The 19,997-nt window shown below is 55.1% G+C and carries 22 protein-coding genes; 8 read left to right on the forward strand and 14 right to left on the reverse strand.

What is annotated here, in order from left to right; all coding sequences use genetic code 11:
- The first annotated feature begins 262 nt into the window (after nucleotides 1–262).
- Nucleotides 263–1,336, forward strand: coding sequence for a nucleoid-associated protein (locus tag PSAKL28_RS10130; protein ID WP_038609673.1), 1,074 nt, complete (start codon nucleotides 263–265; stop codon nucleotides 1,334–1,336).
- Complete coding sequence (locus PSAKL28_RS10135) at nucleotides 1,320–2,504, forward strand: hypothetical protein (RefSeq protein ID WP_038609676.1); 1,185 nt, start codon at nucleotides 1,320–1,322, stop codon at nucleotides 2,502–2,504. Before PSAKL28_RS10130 ends, PSAKL28_RS10135 begins: the two co-directional genes overlap by 17 nt.
- Before the next feature lie 367 nt (nucleotides 2,505–2,871).
- Here PSAKL28_RS10135 and PSAKL28_RS10140 read toward each other — a convergent pair whose 3' ends face one another.
- Together PSAKL28_RS10140 and PSAKL28_RS10145 are read right to left on the reverse strand one after the other, a co-directional pair.
- The gene (locus PSAKL28_RS10140; RefSeq protein WP_038609678.1) at nucleotides 2,872–3,657 is read right to left on the reverse strand and encodes a hypothetical protein; all 786 of its coding nucleotides are present in this window, start codon (nucleotides 3,655–3,657) and stop codon (nucleotides 2,872–2,874) included.
- A 48-nt stretch (nucleotides 3,658–3,705) separates the two neighbouring features.
- Nucleotides 3,706–4,059, reverse strand: coding sequence for a hypothetical protein (locus tag PSAKL28_RS10145; RefSeq protein WP_038609681.1), 354 nt, complete (start codon nucleotides 4,057–4,059; stop codon nucleotides 3,706–3,708).
- 139 nt (nucleotides 4,060–4,198) lie between these two features.
- Between PSAKL28_RS10145 and PSAKL28_RS10150 the strand changes: the two genes are divergently transcribed.
- A complete protein-coding gene (locus PSAKL28_RS10150; protein WP_038609684.1) occupies nucleotides 4,199–4,546 on the forward strand; it encodes a helix-turn-helix domain-containing protein in 348 nt (115 codons plus the stop codon).
- Nucleotides 4,547–4,551: 5 nt separating this feature from the next.
- On the opposite strand, the gene PSAKL28_RS10155 is transcribed toward PSAKL28_RS10150, so the two are convergent.
- From PSAKL28_RS10155 to PSAKL28_RS26825, 6 genes are all read right to left on the reverse strand, one after another.
- On the reverse strand, nucleotides 4,552–4,878 hold the full coding sequence (locus tag PSAKL28_RS10155; RefSeq protein WP_038609687.1) for a hypothetical protein: 327 nt from the start codon (nucleotides 4,876–4,878) through the stop codon (nucleotides 4,552–4,554).
- 60 nt (nucleotides 4,879–4,938) lie between these two features.
- Nucleotides 4,939–5,127, reverse strand: a complete 189-nt coding sequence (locus PSAKL28_RS10160) for a hypothetical protein (protein WP_038609689.1) — start codon at nucleotides 5,125–5,127, stop codon at nucleotides 4,939–4,941.
- A gap of 57 nt (nucleotides 5,128–5,184) precedes the next feature.
- Complete coding sequence (locus PSAKL28_RS10165; RefSeq protein WP_038609692.1) at nucleotides 5,185–6,078, reverse strand: recombination directionality factor; 894 nt, start codon at nucleotides 6,076–6,078, stop codon at nucleotides 5,185–5,187.
- A 90-nt stretch (nucleotides 6,079–6,168) separates the two neighbouring features.
- Entirely contained in the window at nucleotides 6,169–7,170 is a 1,002-nt protein-coding gene (locus PSAKL28_RS10170; RefSeq protein ID WP_038609695.1) for a YqaJ viral recombinase family nuclease, read from the reverse strand.
- 78 nt (nucleotides 7,171–7,248) lie between these two features.
- Nucleotides 7,249–8,217 (reverse strand): DUF932 domain-containing protein, encoded by a 969-nt coding sequence (locus PSAKL28_RS10175; RefSeq protein WP_038609696.1) that lies wholly within the window; start codon nucleotides 8,215–8,217, stop codon nucleotides 7,249–7,251.
- A 91-nt stretch (nucleotides 8,218–8,308) separates the two neighbouring features.
- Nucleotides 8,309–8,638 (reverse strand): hypothetical protein, encoded by a 330-nt coding sequence (locus PSAKL28_RS26825; RefSeq protein WP_075226479.1) that lies wholly within the window; start codon nucleotides 8,636–8,638, stop codon nucleotides 8,309–8,311.
- 160 nt (nucleotides 8,639–8,798) lie between these two features.
- Here PSAKL28_RS26825 and yhhA point away from each other — a divergent pair, with 160 nt between their 5' ends.
- The 5 genes from yhhA to yhhC all read left to right on the forward strand — a co-directional run bounded on the left by yhhA (nucleotide 8,799) and on the right by yhhC (nucleotide 13,359).
- A complete protein-coding gene (yhhA, locus tag PSAKL28_RS27635; RefSeq protein ID WP_128869429.1) occupies nucleotides 8,799–8,981 on the forward strand; it encodes a YhhA family cyclophane-containing RiPP in 183 nt (60 codons plus the stop codon).
- 9 nt (nucleotides 8,982–8,990) lie between these two features.
- Nucleotides 8,991–11,165, forward strand: coding sequence for a cyclophane-forming radical SAM/SPASM peptide maturase YhhB (yhhB, locus tag PSAKL28_RS10185; protein ID WP_051939253.1), 2,175 nt, complete (start codon nucleotides 8,991–8,993; stop codon nucleotides 11,163–11,165).
- Nucleotides 11,122–12,144 carry a hypothetical protein gene (locus tag PSAKL28_RS10190; protein WP_038609701.1) on the forward strand — a complete coding sequence of 341 codons (1,023 nt, stop codon included), beginning with the start codon at nucleotides 11,122–11,124 and terminating at the stop codon, nucleotides 12,142–12,144. The genes yhhB and PSAKL28_RS10190 overlap by 44 nt, the downstream gene beginning before the upstream one ends.
- The gene (locus PSAKL28_RS27640; RefSeq protein ID WP_128869432.1) at nucleotides 12,129–12,662 is read left to right on the forward strand and encodes a GNAT family N-acetyltransferase; all 534 of its coding nucleotides are present in this window, start codon (nucleotides 12,129–12,131) and stop codon (nucleotides 12,660–12,662) included. The genes PSAKL28_RS10190 and PSAKL28_RS27640 overlap by 16 nt, the downstream gene beginning before the upstream one ends.
- A gap of 115 nt (nucleotides 12,663–12,777) precedes the next feature.
- A complete protein-coding gene (gene yhhC / locus PSAKL28_RS26830; RefSeq protein ID WP_075226481.1) occupies nucleotides 12,778–13,359 on the forward strand; it encodes a cyclophane-containing peptide 2OG-Fe(II) oxygenase YhhC in 582 nt (193 codons plus the stop codon).
- Between the two features lie 244 nt (nucleotides 13,360–13,603).
- On the opposite strand, the gene PSAKL28_RS10195 is transcribed toward yhhC, so the two are convergent.
- The 6 genes from PSAKL28_RS10195 to PSAKL28_RS27645 form a co-directional block, all read right to left on the reverse strand.
- Complete coding sequence (locus tag PSAKL28_RS10195; protein ID WP_038609704.1) at nucleotides 13,604–14,860, reverse strand: integrase domain-containing protein; 1,257 nt, start codon at nucleotides 14,858–14,860, stop codon at nucleotides 13,604–13,606.
- 268 nt (nucleotides 14,861–15,128) lie between these two features.
- Entirely contained in the window at nucleotides 15,129–16,121 is a 993-nt protein-coding gene (locus PSAKL28_RS10200; protein ID WP_038609707.1) for a restriction endonuclease, read from the reverse strand.
- A 104-nt stretch (nucleotides 16,122–16,225) separates the two neighbouring features.
- On the reverse strand, nucleotides 16,226–16,657 hold the full coding sequence (locus PSAKL28_RS10205) for an HNH endonuclease (RefSeq protein ID WP_157687015.1): 432 nt from the start codon (nucleotides 16,655–16,657) through the stop codon (nucleotides 16,226–16,228).
- A gap of 48 nt (nucleotides 16,658–16,705) precedes the next feature.
- On the reverse strand, nucleotides 16,706–17,461 hold the full coding sequence (gene istB, locus PSAKL28_RS10210; protein WP_003290589.1) for an IS21-like element ISPpu7 family helper ATPase IstB: 756 nt from the start codon (nucleotides 17,459–17,461) through the stop codon (nucleotides 16,706–16,708).
- 17 nt (nucleotides 17,462–17,478) lie between these two features.
- Entirely contained in the window at nucleotides 17,479–18,993 is a 1,515-nt protein-coding gene (istA, locus tag PSAKL28_RS10215) for an IS21-like element IS1491 family transposase (protein WP_019364253.1), read from the reverse strand.
- A 167-nt stretch (nucleotides 18,994–19,160) separates the two neighbouring features.
- The gene (locus tag PSAKL28_RS27645; RefSeq protein ID WP_051939257.1) at nucleotides 19,161–19,754 is read right to left on the reverse strand and encodes an EVE domain-containing protein; all 594 of its coding nucleotides are present in this window, start codon (nucleotides 19,752–19,754) and stop codon (nucleotides 19,161–19,163) included.
- Between the last annotated feature and the right edge of the window lie 243 nt (nucleotides 19,755–19,997).

Below are 19,997 nucleotides of genomic sequence, written 5' to 3' on the forward strand. Positions count from 1 at the left end.
GTCGTTTATTCGATTTGGGGGCTTTGGAAAAGAGTGCAGAGTTGGATTGACTTGACCACCGATTGCAGCGGTTTGGCATCTGCTTTGATGATGCTGGCGTCGACGGCTGCCCCGGGGGCTCGGCCCTAGGTGAGCAGTTGCTGGGCCTCTGCCCACGTACTTGCCGCCATCAAAACGCCAGCCTATCCTACCGGTTTAGCTGGTCGACTGTTATCGCCCCTCCGTTCGCGGCACCGTGGGTTCAAATGCATAAGGATTGAAAATGGCGGATGGTCATGATGAGGCCCGTACGGTCTCAGACGTTTTACTCGATAACGAGATTGTTAACGTTATTGTGCATACCGTGAGTAAAGGCGATGGCGGCTTCGTCGTGGATGATCGGAAGGAAGTGTTGGAGGTCGGCGAAACTGTCCAGCGTCTGATCGATCAACTGGCGAGAATCTACGCGGCCAAAACTGGCAAGTCGCACGGTCGCTTTGAAGAAGATACCGACAACTATCCAGTATCGAAATTTTTAGAAAACTACTTTCAAACCGGTAACAGCGACTTTGTTACCACGACCCTGCACATGGCGCAGAGCTTAAGAAAGTCGGTACAGGGTACAGCGTCTACCGGTGGTCACGTGTTTTTTGCCCATTTTAGACGCGTTTCTGACAAAACTAACTTTTTCATTGTTGCCATTTTGAACGATGAGCTAGGTGCTGCACTCAACAAGTCCAAGGAAGTGGTGGACGCCCTTCATCTTGATATCAAAGGCTTCCGCTTGGCTGGGCGAGTGAATCTGACCAGCTGGGCTGAAGGTGGGGACAAGTACCTGAGCTTCATCAAAGGACGCGGACAAGATAAAGTTTCTGACTTTTTCAAGCTCTTCCTGGGGTGCAACAACTCCGTGGCCGCTGTCCTGGAAACCCAAAAGCTCGGAACGGCCTTGGAGCAATTCATCCAATCCAAAGAAATGAGCGAAGAGCAGCGCGAAGAGTTCCTGAGAAACGCCTACTCGATATGCAAGCGTTACGCTGACAAGGACGTGCCATTTGAAATCAAAGCGTTTGCAAATGAGCTGTGGCCGGAGTCGCCCGAGGACCTGAGTGACCTGTTTGAAGGCTCCGGACTCGATATTTCAGATGGATTCATCCCAGATAAGCGCTCGCTGCGAAGCCTTGTTAAATTCGCCGGCGGTTCAAAAAACTGGCGTATCACCTTTGACCGTGCAGCCCTGAGCAATGGGGAGATCGAGTTCGACGTGGGGTCTGAAGCACTCGTCATAAAGAAATTGCCGAACGAATTACTTGCACGCTTACGAATGGAAGTCAGTCAAGATGGCGAAGAGGATTAAGTTTTCTGACCTGGTCCCTATCTACAGGGCGATTGAGAGTGCCGCAGGTGGCAAGCACACCATCAGCATAACCAATGAACTGTTGCGGAGCTCGCTCGTCCAAGCGGTGGACGAGCACAACGCCGACGAATCGGGAATCACTGTTCTCCAGGGCGATTATACCCGCGTCAACGTGGGTGACACCTTCTCCCTGGACGTTTCGCAGCCTCGCGTCGGCCTCGGCATCCTGGCCCCCAACTTCGCGACGTACCTGACGGCCACTACCGGAGCGCGCGTCAAGGAAAGGGACAACTACTACCTGCTCGCGGAGCGCTTTTGCTCGACCGATCAGCCCGCGCAGGTGATCGTCAATCGCTACCGTCAGGTTTTACGCTTCGTCAGGCTGCTTGCGGATTCAGCACATTACCTCGATACACAAAAGGAAGAATTGATTTTCTACAAGGACGGGCGCTTTCTCGTACCGGTCATTTACGGCGAGGAAGAAGTAAATTGTCTGGATTTCTCTGCGTTTGAGCGATTAGAGCATTTTGTGCTGGATCGCTACCATCATGAACAAAAGGTGCTAATGCTGGGTGAGAACCTGATTGAGATGTTGGCGTTGACTCCAGAAAAGGAACGCTTCTCTTATCTGGTCAAAAACATAGGCGAGCTGTATCAGCGCCTGCAGGCAAGCTACAGTATCTTCGCTTCCGATTACACCTACGACAAAGCGATCGCAGAAGTCCATGCCTTTAAAGTCGACGCTATCACTAAGGTACACAAAGCGATATCCGACATTCAGGCTCAGGTGCTCGGTATACCAATTGCTACGTTTATTGCACTGAGCCAATTAAAAGTCACCCATTCCCTGAATGCACAGTTCGCAGCCAACACCGCAATCTTTGCCGGAGTGTTAGTTTTCTGTGTTTTGCTCGTGGGATTTCTTGTTAACCAACGTGCGACACTACGTACTATTGAATCCGAGGTGAGCCGGCAGCGAAAAATTTTCGAGAAACGTTTTGAAGGCAATCCGGCTGCATACACCGAAGAACTTAAGGCAATTGACGATAGAATATGGTGGCAGTGTTTCGCCGTGGTAACCATTTTTGTACTGGACGCTGCCATGTTGTGCTGGTGCGCTGTTTATTATCTGGTTCACACGCGTCCGATTTACAACTGGCTATTTTGACCTGAGTATATCTCAATTGACCTCCCCCTTGACTGCTGTGATTTAAGATGACCGCTTCTGGCTGTTCTCTGCCGGTCATTACCACGGCGCTTGCCCGGTCAAGTCGAGCGCAAACGGTTGGTCTGCAAGGATGCAATTGACTAGTTGTCAGTGGCAATGCAAGCAGGTGGTCAAGTTCATGCAAATACGCACCGCGAACGGGCAATCCCGACTGAGTTCACGATGGCGAAAAGCGCAGCATTACGAATACGGCTATGTAATTGGCCAAAAAATAAATACTGAAGCGAAGTCAATAGGGGGCGCGTGCGCCCCTATGTAGGATTTGCAAGGTGACTGTTCTAACACTGTCCCGCAGTGCTCAGGCTAGTTATTGCAACAGATAGCCCATCGGCTGGTCGTCTTTGTCGAAGCAAAGAATGATTTCACAATGACCGCCTAGCTGGTCGGCATTCGATTCGCTGATGTCCGGCAACCATTTGCCCAGTTCAGCTACTGGCACTTTCTTGTTGTCGATGTAGCAGTCGTCATCCATGCGCGGATTGCACCAGGCAGTTTTGACTTCTGGCCATTCGGATTGGGGAGTAGAAGAGGATTTTGCTGCTGATGCTGCCTCGCCCTTCGTCTGATTCCACGCTGCCCAACCCCCGATGTAGCGTTTGTCGAAGGTCGAGACCAGTTCATTGTCCGGGACACCTGCATCCAGGTAGAACTTCATCAGTAGACTGCCTGCTTCGACGTACGACACTTGACGAGTGGCGTCGGTACGGTAGGCGACTGGCTTGCCGTCAGTGCTACTGCCTATGCGATACCAGATCGAGAGTTGGAACGGAGTGTCCTCCTTCCAGTTACCTACATCCGCACCTTGGATTCGACAGTTGCCACGCTGACACATGCCGTTGACTTTGTTGGTGATGCGGACATTTTGCTGGCGCTGAGCGTCCCAGATATCCACGTACCGCGTGCTGGTGAGCCAAGTGCAGAAGAGCATGGGTTGGCCAGTTGCTGCAGGGCGAGTGACACATGGAATCGCTTCCGGGAGATTGTGAGTCGATTTCTCGTCTGGAAAGAAAGCCGCTGTCCCTTGGTACGCGGAGATCTCAGCGTTGGCGTGAGCACAGGACGCGAGAAGAAGGATGCTGAGGATACGTTTCATGGTTATTTCTTACTATGAAGGGTTTGACGAGGGGGCTGAGCAAAGCTGCTATTTCTTGTAAACAACATTGATCCGCTTGTTGATGTAGTCCTTGATGATTTCGTAGTCGGGGTTGTACGTAACGAGCGTATGACCTACGCCTGCTGCAGCCGTTAATGTCGCTATGGTCAATGTTGCAGGTGTTGTCAGGACGGTAAATACGGCGCCGAGTGCGCCGCCTTGTACCACGGCACTTTTCACATCGCTTTTGACTCGACACTTCAGCCCCTGGCTTTCAATCTTGGTTTCAACCAGTTTGATACCTGCCATGAAATTGCCCCTGAGACCATGGATCTCGAAGGACGCTTTACTTTTCACGAGACCTTCAATCTGCGCTTCATTCAGACCTGTTACGACGATCATGGGTTTTCTGGGCTCCCTGCAAAAGATAGTGGTTTTGAGAAAAGGTCGAATACCAACCTTTTAGGGTGAGTCTCGGTTTGATAAGTCCTTCATGTCAACAGGTTGATGCTCAACCATCCAGGTTGAACTGGAGGGCGGCATGTCAAAAACCGAATCGAAGCAGCTGGCGGAGCTTGTTGGCCAAGCAATTGCTCGCCAGCGTGCTCGTTGCAAGCTGAGTCAGGAGCAGGTTGCGGAAAAGCTTGGGATTGGAAGCGAGGCCGTATCCCGTATCGAGCGAGGGATCGTTATGCCCAACATCGAGCGTTTGGTGGAGCTGGCAGCGGTTTTTCGTTGTGAGACGGCTGACCTGCTGACCGAGGGGAGTTCACGCCCTGAGGACCAGGCGCGTAGGCTCTATGACTTGCTGTCTAGGCTGGAGGCGCATGACCGCGACTTCGTCATGGATATGGTGGAGCGTCTTGTCACTAGGCTTGATCGCGACTGATGGGCTCAGTCACGGCGGTTGCTTTCTTGTTTCAGAGGATTCTTTTCCTCAGGCTCGTCGAACAGAGCACCACAGCGTAGGCAAAAACAGTTGAACCCCGCGAAGTGATATTTGGCGACATCCTCGGCTACGCGCAACGCCGATGGATACGCGGGGGTGATAGCGGCCAACCCATTGATGAGCAGATGGCTGCCTGGCGCTTGGGTATTCTCATTAGATTTCTGTGCTTCTCGCAGCGCGCTGTCAGCCAGGCCGAGTAACAGGGCGATGCCTTTGGCTGCTTCCCTAGTGAGGACGGCCTTGGAGTCGCAGATCAAGCAGTATCGAAGCATGATTCACTCTCCTGGTAAAAGCGGCCGTGTGCATGGCCGCTGACGGTTATTTGGAATATTTCAGGTGGGATTTCCCCGGCTGGGGGAAATTAGTCTGAGCAAACGACTCAGGATCCAGCAGGCCAGCACCACGGCCAGTAACAGCGGTGGTAAGCGCAGCATGAGCAGAATACTCAGCACCAGCGCCCCGGCGGCTGCAAGCGCGCCGACAAATATGAACAAGCAGAGCAAAAATCGCAGTAGCGACATGGCGGGTCTCCAAGATACTTGTGCCTGGCCGATGTACTCGGCACCGGTAGGTTTGATTCAGTGGGCCTGCGAGGTGAGGGCTTCTAGTTTCCCCGCGAGGGAGTTAGGAACTGGCTGCGATTCACCCTGGCTAGAGGTGCTGGCGGGCTCCGAGTTTACGAAGAACTCCTCGATCACGACGTGACTGTCCTCCTCGCTGTCCTCGAAGGCGCCGTTGCCTAAGCCTCGGCGAGCCGCGTCATCTAGAGCCCTCTGATCGAAACCTGCTGTTTGCCGCTGTGTATCCAGCTCGCTCGCCTTCTGCAGTGCTTCGCTCATATCCATGCCAGCGCGTATCGTGAGGTCGACATAGAAGATCGGCGTGCCATGGCTTTGCCGGGTGGATTTACCGCGTAAACGCAGCTCCAGCGGCAGGCAAGCCAGTCGATTACTCGAGATGGCCTGGAAGTAATGCAGTCGAGCGGCCAGAGTGCGGATGCTGTTGAATCCGGTGGTGCGGAACACAAAGCTACCCAACGAATCCTCATCACCGATAATCACATTCAGTCGCCCGTAAGGCTTGCAGGCACCGCCTTTGGCCAGTGGGCAGGCATCGGGCGAAGGGCAGGGCAGAGACTGTATGCCGTCCTGAGAAGCGCGCTTGCAGGTTTCACCATTGCCCACGCACAACGGTCGCCCAGACTGCCGATCGAACAGGGTGTAATCGGCCCGGAAATTCAGCTCCGGTTCGTTGAACAATAGGCGTATAGGAATACTGCGCAGTTTGTCTTCCTTACTCTGGCGCAGTTCGTCGTTGAGTGGATGTAGCAGCCAGCCATCCCTACTTTGTACTTGGGATGTGATGGTGAACTGATCATCTTTCTCGGGCAGGCGTTTACCGTTTCTTTCAACGACTTTGCCGATGGAGATGCGTCCGAGGACGGGCGGAGTCAGTGCTAAGCCTTTCAACATGATGGTTCTCCTGGAAATGAAAAAAGACCAGTCACGCAGCGCGAACTGCATGGACTGGCCAAGGGGAGGGAAGGGTGAAAGAGGTGGAAATCAGCCGACCAGGAAACGCCGTGCACCGGGTTTCAGCAGCGGGTACTTGGCCTGCAGGTAGGGCTTGTCCTGGAGCAGTTGAGCGACATCGAGACCGATGCTGTCCTTGGCCTTGCGCCAGGAGACGTAGCCGCTGGAGAACTCCGCCCGACTGGCATCGCCCATGGCCTGCTGCAGCATTTGCTTGAGCTCAGCCTCGCGCTTTTCCTTTTCGGCAATCGACTGGCGCACGGCCTTGAGCTCTAAGTAGGCCGCAGCCCATCCTGCATGGCCGCTGAAGTCGACGGTCTGACCGTTGTCATCCGGGTACAAGCAGCGCAAAGACGCCTCAGCCGATGCACTGCCGTCGGCTGGCGGCGGGGTATCGGTTTCCACGTAGTTCCAGAACTTACGCTCCAGTTCGATCAGGCGGGCGATCATCTGCTCATCTCGCTCAATGCGATGGATCTCCAGGTGCTGACCGCCGAGCAGCACCGCTACATCTGCCGCCTGCTTGCCGGTGACTGCGAGTTGGTGCATCACTTGCAGTTCTACATACTCGGGTACACGTTCCTGCCAGAGACGTGCCCCGTTTATACCGGCGGTCTTACATTCGAGGATCTGCACGTCGTCCGCGCCGATCACCTCACGGTCGATGTTGGCTAGCATCCAAGACATATCCGGATTCGGATGCTGCAGTACGGCGTTGATACGTCGCACCTTATTCTTAGTACGCTTGCTGTAGTGCCAGGCCACGATTGGTTCCAGCACGTTGCCCCAGTACATCGGACTTTCTTCATCATGTGGGTCGGCTTTTGGCAGAGAGGTATCTCGACCGGTTTTCTCCAGCCACAGCTCCAACTGCGATTTGTAGGGATTTAGACCCACCGCAGCGCCGGCATCCGAGCTGCCGATGCCTTGCTTGCGCACCGCCAGCCAATCTTCACGAGGCAGTTCCTTGGTGCTGATCAGGCGAAGCGCTGGACGAGCCTTGCTAGTGCTGCGCAACGGAGTAGCGTTCATAGCGTTCACCTTGCAGAAATAGAAACGCCCGATCAGCCTCGTTGCTGATCGGGCGTTTTTTGGGGGGGAAGTAATCGGTTAGGCGACAAGCTGGAGGGCGGTGTCCAGAGCACGTTGCTTGATCTGTGCCCCTTGGCCGAACCAGGCTGAGTCCATGCGGTACTCGTTGCTACGGGCGCGACGTTCGTGGTCGACGTACTCGGTTACGGCGTTGAGCAGGCCCCAGGCGGTACCGCGAGCCGAGTCCAGCTGACTGCCTCGGCCGCGACCTTCGTACAGCTCCTGAACCTTTCGCAGGGCGCGTTCGTTGGGCAGTACCTCCGGCAGTGCGCCCGTCGGATTGGTCTCGCACAGCACGTTCATAAAGAAGCCCAGCGCCTCATGCCACTGGACTTTGCGTTCGGCCAGCGCACGCATGCGGTACATAAAGTCGTCCCATTGCGAGACGGCGATGCCGAGCTGCTTCTTTACTGCCTTCGGGTCGAAGCGAGTGTTGTGTGGCACTTTGATCGCGCGGCTGGTGCCGTCCAAGGCGATGGTCAAGGTGTTGTTGCAGACCACGCGCACGGTAGTGGGTGTTGCCGTGGTGGCCAGGGTGCCGTCGCAGGATGTGGCCAGCAGCAGGTAGCTGTTGACCTGATCGTTACCCTTGAGCGCAGCACCTTGCCCGGTACGCGCCAACGCCCAGAACTTGCGGCCACCCTTCAGTACGCCGGCCGTTTCCAGCTCGTAGCCGGAGACCTCGGTTAGATCCCGGTAGAACTCCAGCACCTCGCGCGGTTGCACGGTGTGGTAGCGCTGAGAGACCACCGACAGCGGTGCTTTGGTGTCCGAGCGGAAGAGCACCTTCTGCTCGGGGAAGGAATGGATCGCGCCCAGGTGACCGACGGTTTCTGATTTGAAGTGAACCGGGCTTTCCTGTATCTCCCAGTCCATGCCGGCTTCGCGTTGCCAAACTTCGATGGGTTGCTTCTGAGTGAGATGATTGCCCAGGCCATGCCAGGGAGTTGCGCCAGCATAGGCCATAGTTTCGACGAGATGAGCCATGGTTGTAATTCCTTTAGGTGCAAGCCGGCATAAAGCGCCACGCAAAGCGCAGCACCGTCCGGATGTAATAGATAGAGGTAAGTTGACTCGATTAGGTCGGGAGGTTGAAGCGGTGCCCACATAGCAAGCAGAGGTTGTGGGCCAGGACGTGGCGATCGAGCGACTCACCCAACTGGGCGCCGAGAGCACAGCCACCGACACCGCCGGCCAGCCCACCGAGGATGGCACCCGATACCGAACCGAGAGTGATACCGACAGGGCCGGCGATAGCGCCAATAAGCGCGCCCGCTTGGCCCCCAGCCAGCGCAGCACTGACGCCACGCGCAGCACCACCCACGGTGCCGATGGCCGCGCCGACTTTCATGGCGTGATGGAAAGAAGCGATTTTGGGGGAATGACAGCGAGGACACTGTAATGACATGGGGCTAACCTCCTTGGTGGTGTAGTCAAGGCGGTTATGTGTGGCTGAGATTTTTTTGAATCGAATGGTCGCTTTTCAGCGGCAGAGACTCGATCAGCTTCACACACTTAATACAAATGCGGCATAATGATGGCATTTCAGCGTATCAAGGAGGTAAGTGATGTCTTCTGCTGCATTCAAGATTGAAAAATCGACCCCGACGACTATCCGCCAATGCTTGGTTAAAGGGCAAAGCACTAACCCAGCAATCCAGCGCCTGCGCATGCGCGTATTGACTGAATCGGATGCTAGCCAGGTCATCACAAGCTATGACCGCATGCACCATCGCCATAATCGCTCGTGATTCACTTGCATGGGCGCCGCTAAGTTTTCGTCGTTTTTGGTAAAAGTAGCGTCGCGGTGCAACCTTGACTGCGATTATTGCTATGTCTACCACCACGCGGATCAGAGTTGGCGCTCCATGCCCAAGTTTCTGTCCGTCACCCACCGCGAAGCGTTCGCTCGTCAGCTTGCGAACTATGCCATCCAAAGTGGGCTGACCCACTGTTCGGTGATCCTGCATGGCGGAGAACCTTTGCTACTAGGCGCTTCGGCGCTGGCTGCGTTTGCAGAACTGGTTCGCCAGACCTGCAGTATCCCTGTCGATGTGAGCCTTCAAACCAATGGGCTCTTGCTGACTGACGAAGCTTTGGGGATTCTTTCTAACGCTGATATCGGCGTTTCGTTGAGTCTGGACGGGCCTAAGGCGGTCAATGACAAACATCGACTGACTCGTAAAGGGCGCTCCAGCTTCGAGCAGACAGAGCAGGCCCTGCAACGCCTTCAGCGCTATCCAGAGATTTTTGCCGGCGTCATCGCAGTGGTGGACGCGTCCGTTTGTGCGGATGAGCTTTTCGAGTATTTTGATCAGTTCACCATTCCTCGATTGGACTTCCTGCTTCCTGATGCCCATTGGCTTCGTCCCCCTCCAGGCCGAAATCAAGATCCAGGGTTATATGAGCAGTGGTTGGTCAATGCATTCGATGTTTGGTTCGACCGATATCCTCACATTTCCTTGAGAACGTTCGAGGCTCTACTCGACGTTTGTGCCGGGCTGCCATCGAGCACCGACGCATTTGGCTTCGGTGACGTGAGCCTGCTTTCAATCGAGACGGACGGTAGTTATCACGACCTGGACGTGTTGAAGGTCACTCAGGACGGCGTGACGAAGCTCAATGGCAATGTGTGTGATACATCGATTGATGAAGTGGCTCGTTCTCCAGCAATCGAGAAGCACCGCAAGTTCTTGCGTAAGCAAGGGTTGGCGGAGGTTTGCCAGTCCTGTCACATTGTTGAAATCTGTGGGGGTGGAGCACTGCCTCACCGGTTCGGTGAGAACGGATTTGTTAACCCTACGGTGTACTGCAACGAGATGAAGCGCCTAGTTGCCCACATCCGCAATCGCCTTGATGAGCATCTTTCTACTGGGCTTTTGGAAGAGGTGCACCTACCTATTCCTGAGACTTTCGCATTGGACAGTTTCGAGCTGGCGGAGACCTCCCACTCCGACATGGAGTGGCTGTGTGCTCGGGCAAAGGACGAGGCGGTCGAGAGGCTGAAGAGCGCGCTGCTCGTCTTCTCTGAAGACCCGCGGACTCAACAGCTCACTGAGGTAGGTATAGGTGCTTTCGAGCGAGTGGCTCAGCACCCCGGAGCTATTTTCTGGGGGGGCGCTGTTTTGGCTCAACAGCATGGGCGAGCATTGCTTTCCGTTGATGGGCAGGTAATAACAGCCTCTTCAGATTATCTTGAATCTCTCATCTCGATCGCTGCACGAGACGATGGGGCGATCTCCCTTGATGTTGGTCGAAATGACTTTTGGCTCCGCGCACCGTTTGGCGATGCCATTGTGTTTGAAGGTGATGACCTCATCGGCCCAGGCCAAATACTGGTCGAGCAGGCAATGAGTATCGTCAAGGCCTGGCGTCCTGCTCTGGCGGTAGAGATGATGGCTGCGTACCGTGCCGTTCAGTTCGTTCGCGACCCCACCGCTGATCCTCGGAAGATCGTGTCGTTCAGCGACAACTCAGTGCCAGGGGTGCTGTACGTCTCGATTTCCCAAGGTGATGGGTTGATTAACCCCTACGATCTCGCGGACTCACTTATCCATGAGCACCGCCATCAGAAGCTTTACCTGCTTGAGCGTTGTACACCTATCGTAGAACGAACTTCCGCACAGGTTGTTTCGCCATGGCGTGAAGATCTGCGGCCGCCATCGGGCTTGCTACATGCGGTTTTTGTTTTTGTAGAGCTCAGACGCTTCTGGCTTCACGTGCGCGACCACGGGCCGGCCGACCTTCAGTCGCGAGCAATCAAGCAGCTTGCAGACACTGACTATCATCTCCAGCAGGCCTTCGCGACACTTGAGACATGTCCATTGACAAATGTTGGCTTGAGCCTTGTTGACGTATTAAAGCGTGTTTCCATGGAGGGGACAAAGTCCAATGACCTCGACGATAAATGTTCCGCTGTCCCGGCTATCGCTTGACGCCCAGCGCAGGCATGAGCAACTGAGAGATTATTTCTGCGATAAGGATGCTGTGGCCATTCAGGTAGCGGGCGAATGGGAGCTTGTGCTGGAATGGTCGAATGACGCTTTCCGATACGTTGACCCTCGACTGGACGAGGGCCTGGCTTGGTGGGGACGCGATCTGCGATATCAGGATATGGCGGGTGCACGTAAACGCAGAGGGCGCGTGCTCCTTTCATTGAATGACACCTGGACTCTGGAAAGCTGGAGCCAGTGGCTCACAGGCCGTTCCGATGATGTTGATATCGTTGTGCTCCACGTGGATGATCACAAAGACCTTGGCGCTCCCCGTATCTTTCAACGCCTCGAAAACTGGATCGATCCCATTGAGGGGCGGGTAGTGGAACTTTGCGACCCCCAGACGGTGACCAGTGCGATCCTGAGTGGTGCACTGGGTATGGGCAGCTTCCTAACGCCCTTCCTTCACTATGTACCCACAGCGGATGTTCGCCATCTTTGCCAGGGCCCAAAGTGCAGCGAGACGGTCGACGCCATCGTCCAGCGAGAGTTAATTCCGGATTCATTGCTGGACCCCGATGCATTGAGGCCTTCTATCACGCTTGTTCCCGATGGGCTTGGAGTAGGGCGCGGGCGTTATCGATTTACCTCTAACCTGAATGACTGGCTGGAAGGCATTGATGTTTCATCTGACAGTACAATCGGCATTTTGCTGCACATTGACATGGATTACTTCTGCAATCGCTATGACGGAGACAGTGATGCGATTGAGTACCCTGGGCCGCTGAACCCGTCGCTGGCGGAAATTCTGGATCAGATAGATACCTTCACTCATGCCTTGCGATGCCGAGGCTTGTTAGAACGCCTGGACGATATCGTCATTGCGTTTTCCCCCGGATTCTTCCCTGCGGAGTTTTGGGCGCATAGTTGTGAGCGGCTTTTAGCTGGCTTGGGAGAGTCTCCATGGCTCGACCGGTAAGTGAATCGAATGCAAGGCCAGTTCGACGCTCCACGCCGAAGCCACCTACCGTGACGGCCAAATCAAAGCTGGGTCCGGTATCTAGTGATGCGATCGTATTGATTAGAACGTCGGGTACGCTAGATAAAGGTGGGGGGGCTGGTGGCGAGGCATGGATAATCATTGCCGACGGCAAGAGGGCAGGGACTGCCTACATCAATATGGTTGATGATACTGTCCGGGGCCTGCATCCATCGTTTCACATTTTTTTGAATCGACCAAGCCAAGGGCGACAGATAGGACGTATTGCGTATGAACGCGGCTGTGCACTCAGCCAGTACGACGTCGTCTATGCCCACATGCGTAAATCCAATACAGCGTCACGCAAGGCTGCTGAATATGCGGGCTTTACCGAGGTAACAACACAAAATGATTCACAGCTTGTAATGGTTTGGTATAGAGGGCGCTATGATTCAGTATTCAAACCTACAGGAAGTTCTCACGCAATTGACCATCCGGCAGCGCGTATTGTTATATGATTAAACTTCATCACTGAAGTTTTCAAGATGCATGTGGCGCCAATAAGATTATCATTTTTATAAAATTCACCAAGAATTATAGGCGTCTCAATTTTTAACCAGGAGGAATTTTATTTTGACACTTCTAAGTTTCTTGGGCGCTAAAATAAAAGACCCATTTCATCACGCGCTACAAGAAAACGCACTTTCAGATGCGGACAGCGAAATTCTTCTTTCTTGGCTTGAAAGTGATGCTCCGTGGAATTTAAAAATAGCTGAATTCTACCAGCAATACGAGTTCAATTTTAAAGGTCTTGAATTGCCGGATAGTATTGCTAGGATTTTTTCAAAGGAATCAATCAGTGGTATAAAGGAAGATATTGAGCAGTTATTTTTAGTTGAATTGTCTGGCAAGGTTGATATATCTGCGCACAAGTTAATAAAAAGTCAATCAATTGAAATCCATAACGACTTTGTCCCAAGGCAAGAAACCCATAGAGTTTTAATTCAGCTAAACAGGGGTTGGGTAGACGCGAACGGGGGTGTTTTAATGATTTTTTCTGACAGCACACCTGGAAATGTATCGAGTTCCTTCCTGCCGTTACACAATACTGCTTTTGCGTTTGAGATATCACCCAGATCGTTCCATGCTGTATCTACTATTAATTCTGGGGAAAGATTTACTATTGTTCTGTCGTTCTTTAAGACAGAGAAGTGAAGCTGTGGCGAAAAGCCTGAATGGTCAGGCCCCATGCTAATAACGGTGCTATGTTCAATGCCCTGCCACAGATAGCTCGCTGCTGGGCGCAATCTGGCGTGGGGCGAATAATCCTCAGATCTGGCGTAGCAGCACTGGGATCTGGTTTGACGCTCAATGTCTGCTGTGGGGAAGGCCGTTCAATAGTCCGCTCCTGGCCTTTTTAGCCTGTTGCGACCGGCTACTTTGGGGCGGTGTTTGTTGATCAGCGTATCGAGACGATTTTTCTGTCCCGATTCTCCTTGATAGCTGATACCGACAGATTGCCCGTCGCTGCTTCCTGGATGTGCTCACTCCACCAGGCCATCATCGGGCGTCTACGCTCGATGTAGTCCGCCCGGTTGTAGGCGCTGCGAACCTCGTCCTTGTCGACGTGGGCGAGCGCCACCTCAATCAACTCCGGGTCCCAGCCGTGTTCGTTGAGGATGGTGCTTGCCATTGAGCGCATGCCATGACTTACCAGGCGACCTTCGAAGCCCATGCGCTTAAGTGCCATGTTGGCAGTCTGGCTGTTGCAATGGGTTCGAGGGTTCCGGTCTGCAGGAAACACATACTCCCGGTGGCCACTGTAGGGTTTGATTGCCTCCAACAGTGCCAGTGCTTGATCTGTGAGCGGCACGATATGTACGCGGCGTTTCTTCATGCGCTCAGCAGGAATCGTCCAGATCTTCTTCTCGAAGTCGATGTCGGCCCAGCGCGTGGTTGCAGCCTCCGCTGGGCGAGTCATGGTATTGAGCTGCCATTCGATCAGACAGCGCGTAGTTCTTTTTATGCTGGCATTGGCAATTGCCACCATGAGCTCTTTCAGCTCATCTGGAGCAAGTGCCGCCATGTTTTTCTTTTTCGGCTTCTTGAAGACGGAGCGAATCCCGCTGAGTGGGTTTGCGTGTATCAGTCCTGAGTTGACCCCGTAAGTCATGATCTCGTTGAGTCGCTGTGACAGCCGTTTAACGGTTTCAAGGCTACCTTTGGTTTCGAGTGGTCGAAGAAGGTTGATGACTTGTGGTGCGCTGATTGCTGAAATCTGTGTGGTGGCCAAGTCTGGAAAAACGTGCAGCGTCAACGAACGCCAGATGTCCTCGGCATAAGCTGGTGTCACCGCATCCTTCTTCAGTTCATACCAGGACGTCGCGACATTCTGGAATGTGTGCTCGGTTTCAGCTTGCTTTGCTTGCAGCACTGCATCCCGTTGTTCTTTGGGATCGAGGCCTTGGGCAAGTATTTCTCTAGCTGCAATGGAGCCTTTTCGTGCCAGCGCTAGCGAGACTTCAGGGAAGGTACCGAGGCCCATGTTGATCCGCTTCTTCGTCACGGGGTGTCGATAGTTGAAGTTCCATAGTTTTGAGCCATTACTTCTCACTCGCATTTGAAGTCCGCCGCCATCGAACAGTACGTAGTCCTTTTCAGCAGGCTTGGCAGATTTGATTTTGAGTTCAGAGAGGCGAACCGCTTGTGCGCACATTGGCATTCCAGGATGGAGTTGGCATTCCAAAAATTAGCACTATTGGGCTTGGAATGCCATTTGGAATGCCATAAAGGGTGGCTGTTCCTGGACGTCCGTGGACGCTGGTGGTGCTGAAGGTCCCGTATTTACTGGGTTTCAGGCATAAAAAAAGACGTCCGTGGACGTCTTTAGATGTAAAGTTGGTGGAGCCGGGGGAATTTGAACCCCCGTCTCGCCTTTGTTCAACATTTTCGGTGTCTACAAAACAACTCTTTTCGCACAGAGCTTATGCAGGCCAATAAAGTCTCTTCAAAGGTACAATCCTCTTGGTCTCAGCATCCGTAGCATCGTAATGCTCAATCAACGCTCTAACTACATGATCCAGCGTCCACAGCGATAACGGGATAGAGGCGCGGTCCGCTTCGTAAAGTGCATCCTTACTGAAGCCACCCGTACTGACGTACAAGCCACGATCGTCTTTATGACGGCCGCCGAGGAAGCTACGAATATCCTGGCTACCCATCTGTCCCTTGCGGTGTTTCACCTCGACAACGATACGAGGGTTCTCAAACCCAAATCCGTCCGGTGAGGCGACGATGTCTTTCCCACGGTCTGAACCTGGTGGTGAAACCTGAGTTTTGTAACCCATCGCACGTAGAATCCCCGCGACCAGATGCTGCATTTCGTCCCAATCAATCTCGCTCACCCGGTCTTTGATGCGCTCGACGGCTTGAGATTCGATATCAGCGAGTGGGTCGGCAATAGCTTCATCGGTGACATCATCTGGCTCTGGGACTGGGCCACCTTTTAATGCAGCCAAGACTTCTTCTGCAGCTCGGGCTGGCACTTCGAAAACGGTCAGGGTAGACCCCAAGCTGTTTTTGGTGGTTATACCCAGTTTCTCGCGTGATAGTTCTAGCGGTTGCCATTGTACTTTTCGAGCCAACGCCATGCCTTGTTCTGCCCACTCTGGGTGGTGCTCTGCCATCCCGGTGATTGTGCCGACCAGGTAGAGGCGGTTAGCCGGAGAGTAGGTTATGACCCAATCACCATTCTGGATTTCGTTCACGAAACGCCAAACCTGAGAGGCGCCTGAAACAATGGTGCCTTGTTTCATTTGAGGTTCAATCGACTGATACAAGGACATTAATTGTTTGCGTCCGATGCCTAGTTTGGCATGGGGTGCTAACTGGGCCCATCCGATGGCCGCAACTTCTCTCTCGCGAAAAGAGTCGTACAAGCTTCCCCCTTCGCCGCGAACCATCCACATCCGTGCCATATCGTTTGCCTTGTTAGTTGATTTCGATTTCGGGCCAATGGGGCCGCGCAAGTCAGAAAGGTGAAAGCTATGAGCTGGAGTTTACCCGAACTGGAAAATGACCCCTATGAAAAGCTAAATCGCTTCCGGTGCTTTTCAAGGTAGCGTCGATTACCTTCACTCAAGGTAGGAATCAATGTGTATTGGTCCAGCCCTAGGATTTTGTGTTCTTCCGCAGCCAAGTCGTCGCTGATCAGCAGTTGCCCATCCTCACCAAAAGAAATCAACCCACAGTCGAAGAGTCGATCAATGTGGGTGGCCAGCAGCAATCCGTTGTCTGTATCCAGACGCGCGTGGTTGTCGGCTAAGGCCCAAGCCTGGATGTGCGAGGCGACGAGCAGGTTGGGATTTTTTAGCCCGGTCAACGCACATTTTTTTTCCCAGCGTTTGAGCAATCCTGTTCGAAATGCGCCTTGGTGCGGATTCCACGCCATCCGGCCACCCAGTCCGCTCTCATCTGGCCAGGCATTCCAGGGCCATCTGGCCACCTGTTCCACGGCCATCCGGCCGGGCAGTCGGAGCGCAGCGACGCAGGGGTGGCATTGTTAGTCCGGGTTGGCTGGCGTCGTCAATTTCTGCGTCCGTTTGCGCATTGATTCACCCTTCAGATTGATCCGGTAAGCGTTGTGCACCAGGCGGTCGAGGATAGCGTCGGCCAGGGTCGGATCGCCGATCAGTTCGTGCCAGTTGTCCACCGGCATCTGGCTGGTAACGATGGTCGAGCGCTGGCCGTAGCGGTCGTCCAGTAGCTCCAGCATGTCGCGCCGCTGTTCGGCGGTGAACGGGGCCAAGCCCCAGTCATCGAGGATCAGCAGGTCGGTCTTGGCGTAGCTGCTCATCAGCTTGGCGAAGCGCCCGTCGCCATGGGCCAGACCCAGTTCTTCCAGCAAACGCGGCAAGCGCAGGTAACGCACGCTGTAGCCTTCTCGGCAGGCCTGGTGGGCCAGGGCGCAGGCCAGCCAGGTTTTACCGACACCGGTGGGGCCGCCGATGATCAGGTTGAGGCCGTCGCGTAGCCACTGGCCGCCGCTCAGTTGCAGGATCAGCGCCTTATCCAGCCCGCGCGGGCTGCGGTAGTCGATGTCTTCGAGGCAGGCGTTGTGCTTGAGCCGGGCCTGGCGCAGGCGGCTGCTCAGGCGCTTGTCGTCGCGTTCAGTCAGCTCGCGGTCGACCAGCAGGCCGAGGCGTTCCTCGAAGCTCAGGCTGTCGATGTCCGGGGTTTTCAGTTGTTCGTTCAGCGCCTTGAGCATGCCGTGCAGGCGCAGGGTTTGCAGCTTGTCCAGGGTCGGATGGGGCAGCATGGTGGGATTCCTTGTGTTCAGTGGTAGTAGCCGGGGCCGCGCAGGTTGGCGTGGTCGTCCGGCAGCAGGGGCAGGTGCTGCTGGGCCAGCGGCAGGTTCTCCAGCCCCTGGCGCAGGATCGATTCGAGGCTCTTGTAGCTGCACGTGCCGAGGCTGATGGCGCGACGGCAGGCCAACTCCAGGCGCACTTCGCCGTGGGTTTTGCCCAGGCGCAGGATGCCCAGGCAGGCCCGGTAGCCCTGCTGCGGATGGATGCGCCGTTCGAGGATGTGCCGGATCACGCCGGCGGTGTTCGGCCCGGTCTGCTCGGCCCAGCGGATCAGCCGTTGTGGCGTCCACTCGGCATGCTCGCGATGGCTCTTGGGCATGTGCTCGGCCTGCGTGCTGTGCCGGCCCTTGTGCATTGAGCGCAGGTGGCTGGCCACTCGCTGGTTGGCGTGGAAACACTCGACGGTGCGCGCCGTCAGGCGCACCTCCAGCTGCTTCTTCACCAGTTGATACGGCACCGAGTAGTAATGCCCATCGACCTCGACGTGGTAGTCGATGTGCACCCGCGCTTTCTTCCACTCGGCGTAGACGTAGGGTTGCTCCGGCAGGGGGCGCAGCGCCGGACGATCCAGGCTGTCGAAGGCCGTCTGGCGCGAGCCCGGCAGCTTCTTGAACGGGCGTTGGTTGAGCCGCTCCAGCAACACGGAGATGGCGCTGTTGAGTTCGTCCAAGGAGAAGAACTGACGGTTGCGCAGGGCCGCGAGGATCCAACGCTCGACCACCTGCACGCCGACTTCGGCCTTGGCCTTGTCGCGCGGTTTGCGTGCCCGCGCCGGCACCACCGCCACTCCGTAGTGCTCGGCAAGGTCGCGGTAGCTGGGGTTGATGTCCGGCTCGTAACGATGGGCCTTGCTCACCGCGCTGCGCAGGTTGTCCGGCACCACGATCTCCGGCACGCCGCCGAGGAAGGCGAAGCAACGGGTATGCGAGCCTAGCCAGTCCGGCAGCTGCTGCGACCAGGTGGCTTCGGCGAAGGTGTAGCTGGACGCGCCGAGCACCGCGACGAACACCTGCGCCTGGCGGATCTCGCCGCTGTGGCGGTCGATAACCGGCACCGTCTGGCCGGCATAGTCGACGAACAGCTTCTCGCCGACGCGGTGCTCCTGACGCATCACCACGTCCAGCTTGCCCTGCCAGGCCCGGTAGTGCTCACAGAACCAGCTGTACTGAAAGCCCTGCGGCTGGCTCAGGCGGTACTCCTGCCAGAGCAGCGCCAGGGTCACCCCGGGGCGGCGCAGTTCGGCATGCACCCATGCCCAATCGGGTAAAGGCCGCTTCTCGCTGGCAACCGCCGGGGCCGGCGGGAACAGTTGCTGCTCCAACTCGGCATCGGACAACGAACAGGGCCAACTGAGACCACTGGCGGCAAAACGATTGAGGTAGTCGCCGACGGTGACACGACCGACCTGCACGCTGACCGCAATCTGGCGAGCTGATAGTCCGACCTCGAACTTGAGACGTAGTACTTCGCGAATCTTACGCATGGATAAACGCTCCACGACGACCTCTCTGCTTCGAAAAAGAGGTCGATGGTAGTGAAGAAATCCTGCGTAGCTGCCTGCCCGGTTGAGTGGCCGGATGGCCGTGGAATCAGTGGCCGGATGCGCGTGGAATGGGTGGCCGGATCAGCGTGGAATCGGTGGTCAGATGCTCATGGAATGGGTGGCCAGATGACCGTGGAATCCGCACCTTGGCCAATTCGAGCATTTACAAGCGCTGCTCGCGTAGTAACGGACGGGGCTTTTCCTGGCGATCCAGCATCAATGAACTGGTCTTCGTAGTCAGCAATAACTTCGGCTTGCTCTAACAAGTACAGCGCTGCATCCGCAGGCACGTGCGCCATGTAGATCTGAGTAATGCGGCCTTTGATGTTGAACAAAGACGGCTCTGTACGGACGTTGAATTGCGCTTGGTATGTGGGTGCGATGTCGCCGCTGCGTACGTGGCGCTTGAGGTCGGTGATTGCAATATCGACTCGGAACCCTTCGTTACTCCACTCGTTAAACGAGCGGGTAGGGGGCCGCTCTGCTGGATAGGCATCTCGTTCGGCAGTGGCAATGGCGCGCAGGTAGTTGTCGTGGTAGCAGAAAACCAAGTCCCCGGCTTTTACCTTTCCAACGTTGTCCCAGTGGCGACATGTTTGCTTCCAGCCAGTCTTTGATCGCGAGCTCAGCGGGGCCCAGAGAAATTTGCCGTCTCTCGCTTCCTTGTGAGTCGTGCCCAGGTTTACCCAGAAAAATTGCATCTCGCGTCCTTAAAAGCGTGGCATATCGCCAGCGAAGATAGCGCGAGATCCTACAAAACAGAAGGACTAGTCCTACATCGAGTTGTTCGTTTTCCTGTGGCGCAGGAATTCATACCGACTCCCGTGTACCGCAATACCTGACTTTGTCCACCATGCATGAGATCGTCAATACCCGCGCTTTGGTTATGCCTCAAGGATCACCAAAGATTTTTTGAATTGCATTGTTAACTTTGTCGATACTGC

This window comes from Pseudomonas alkylphenolica, assembly GCF_000746525.1.
GTDB lineage: Bacteria > Pseudomonadota > Gammaproteobacteria > Pseudomonadales > Pseudomonadaceae > Aquipseudomonas > Aquipseudomonas alkylphenolica.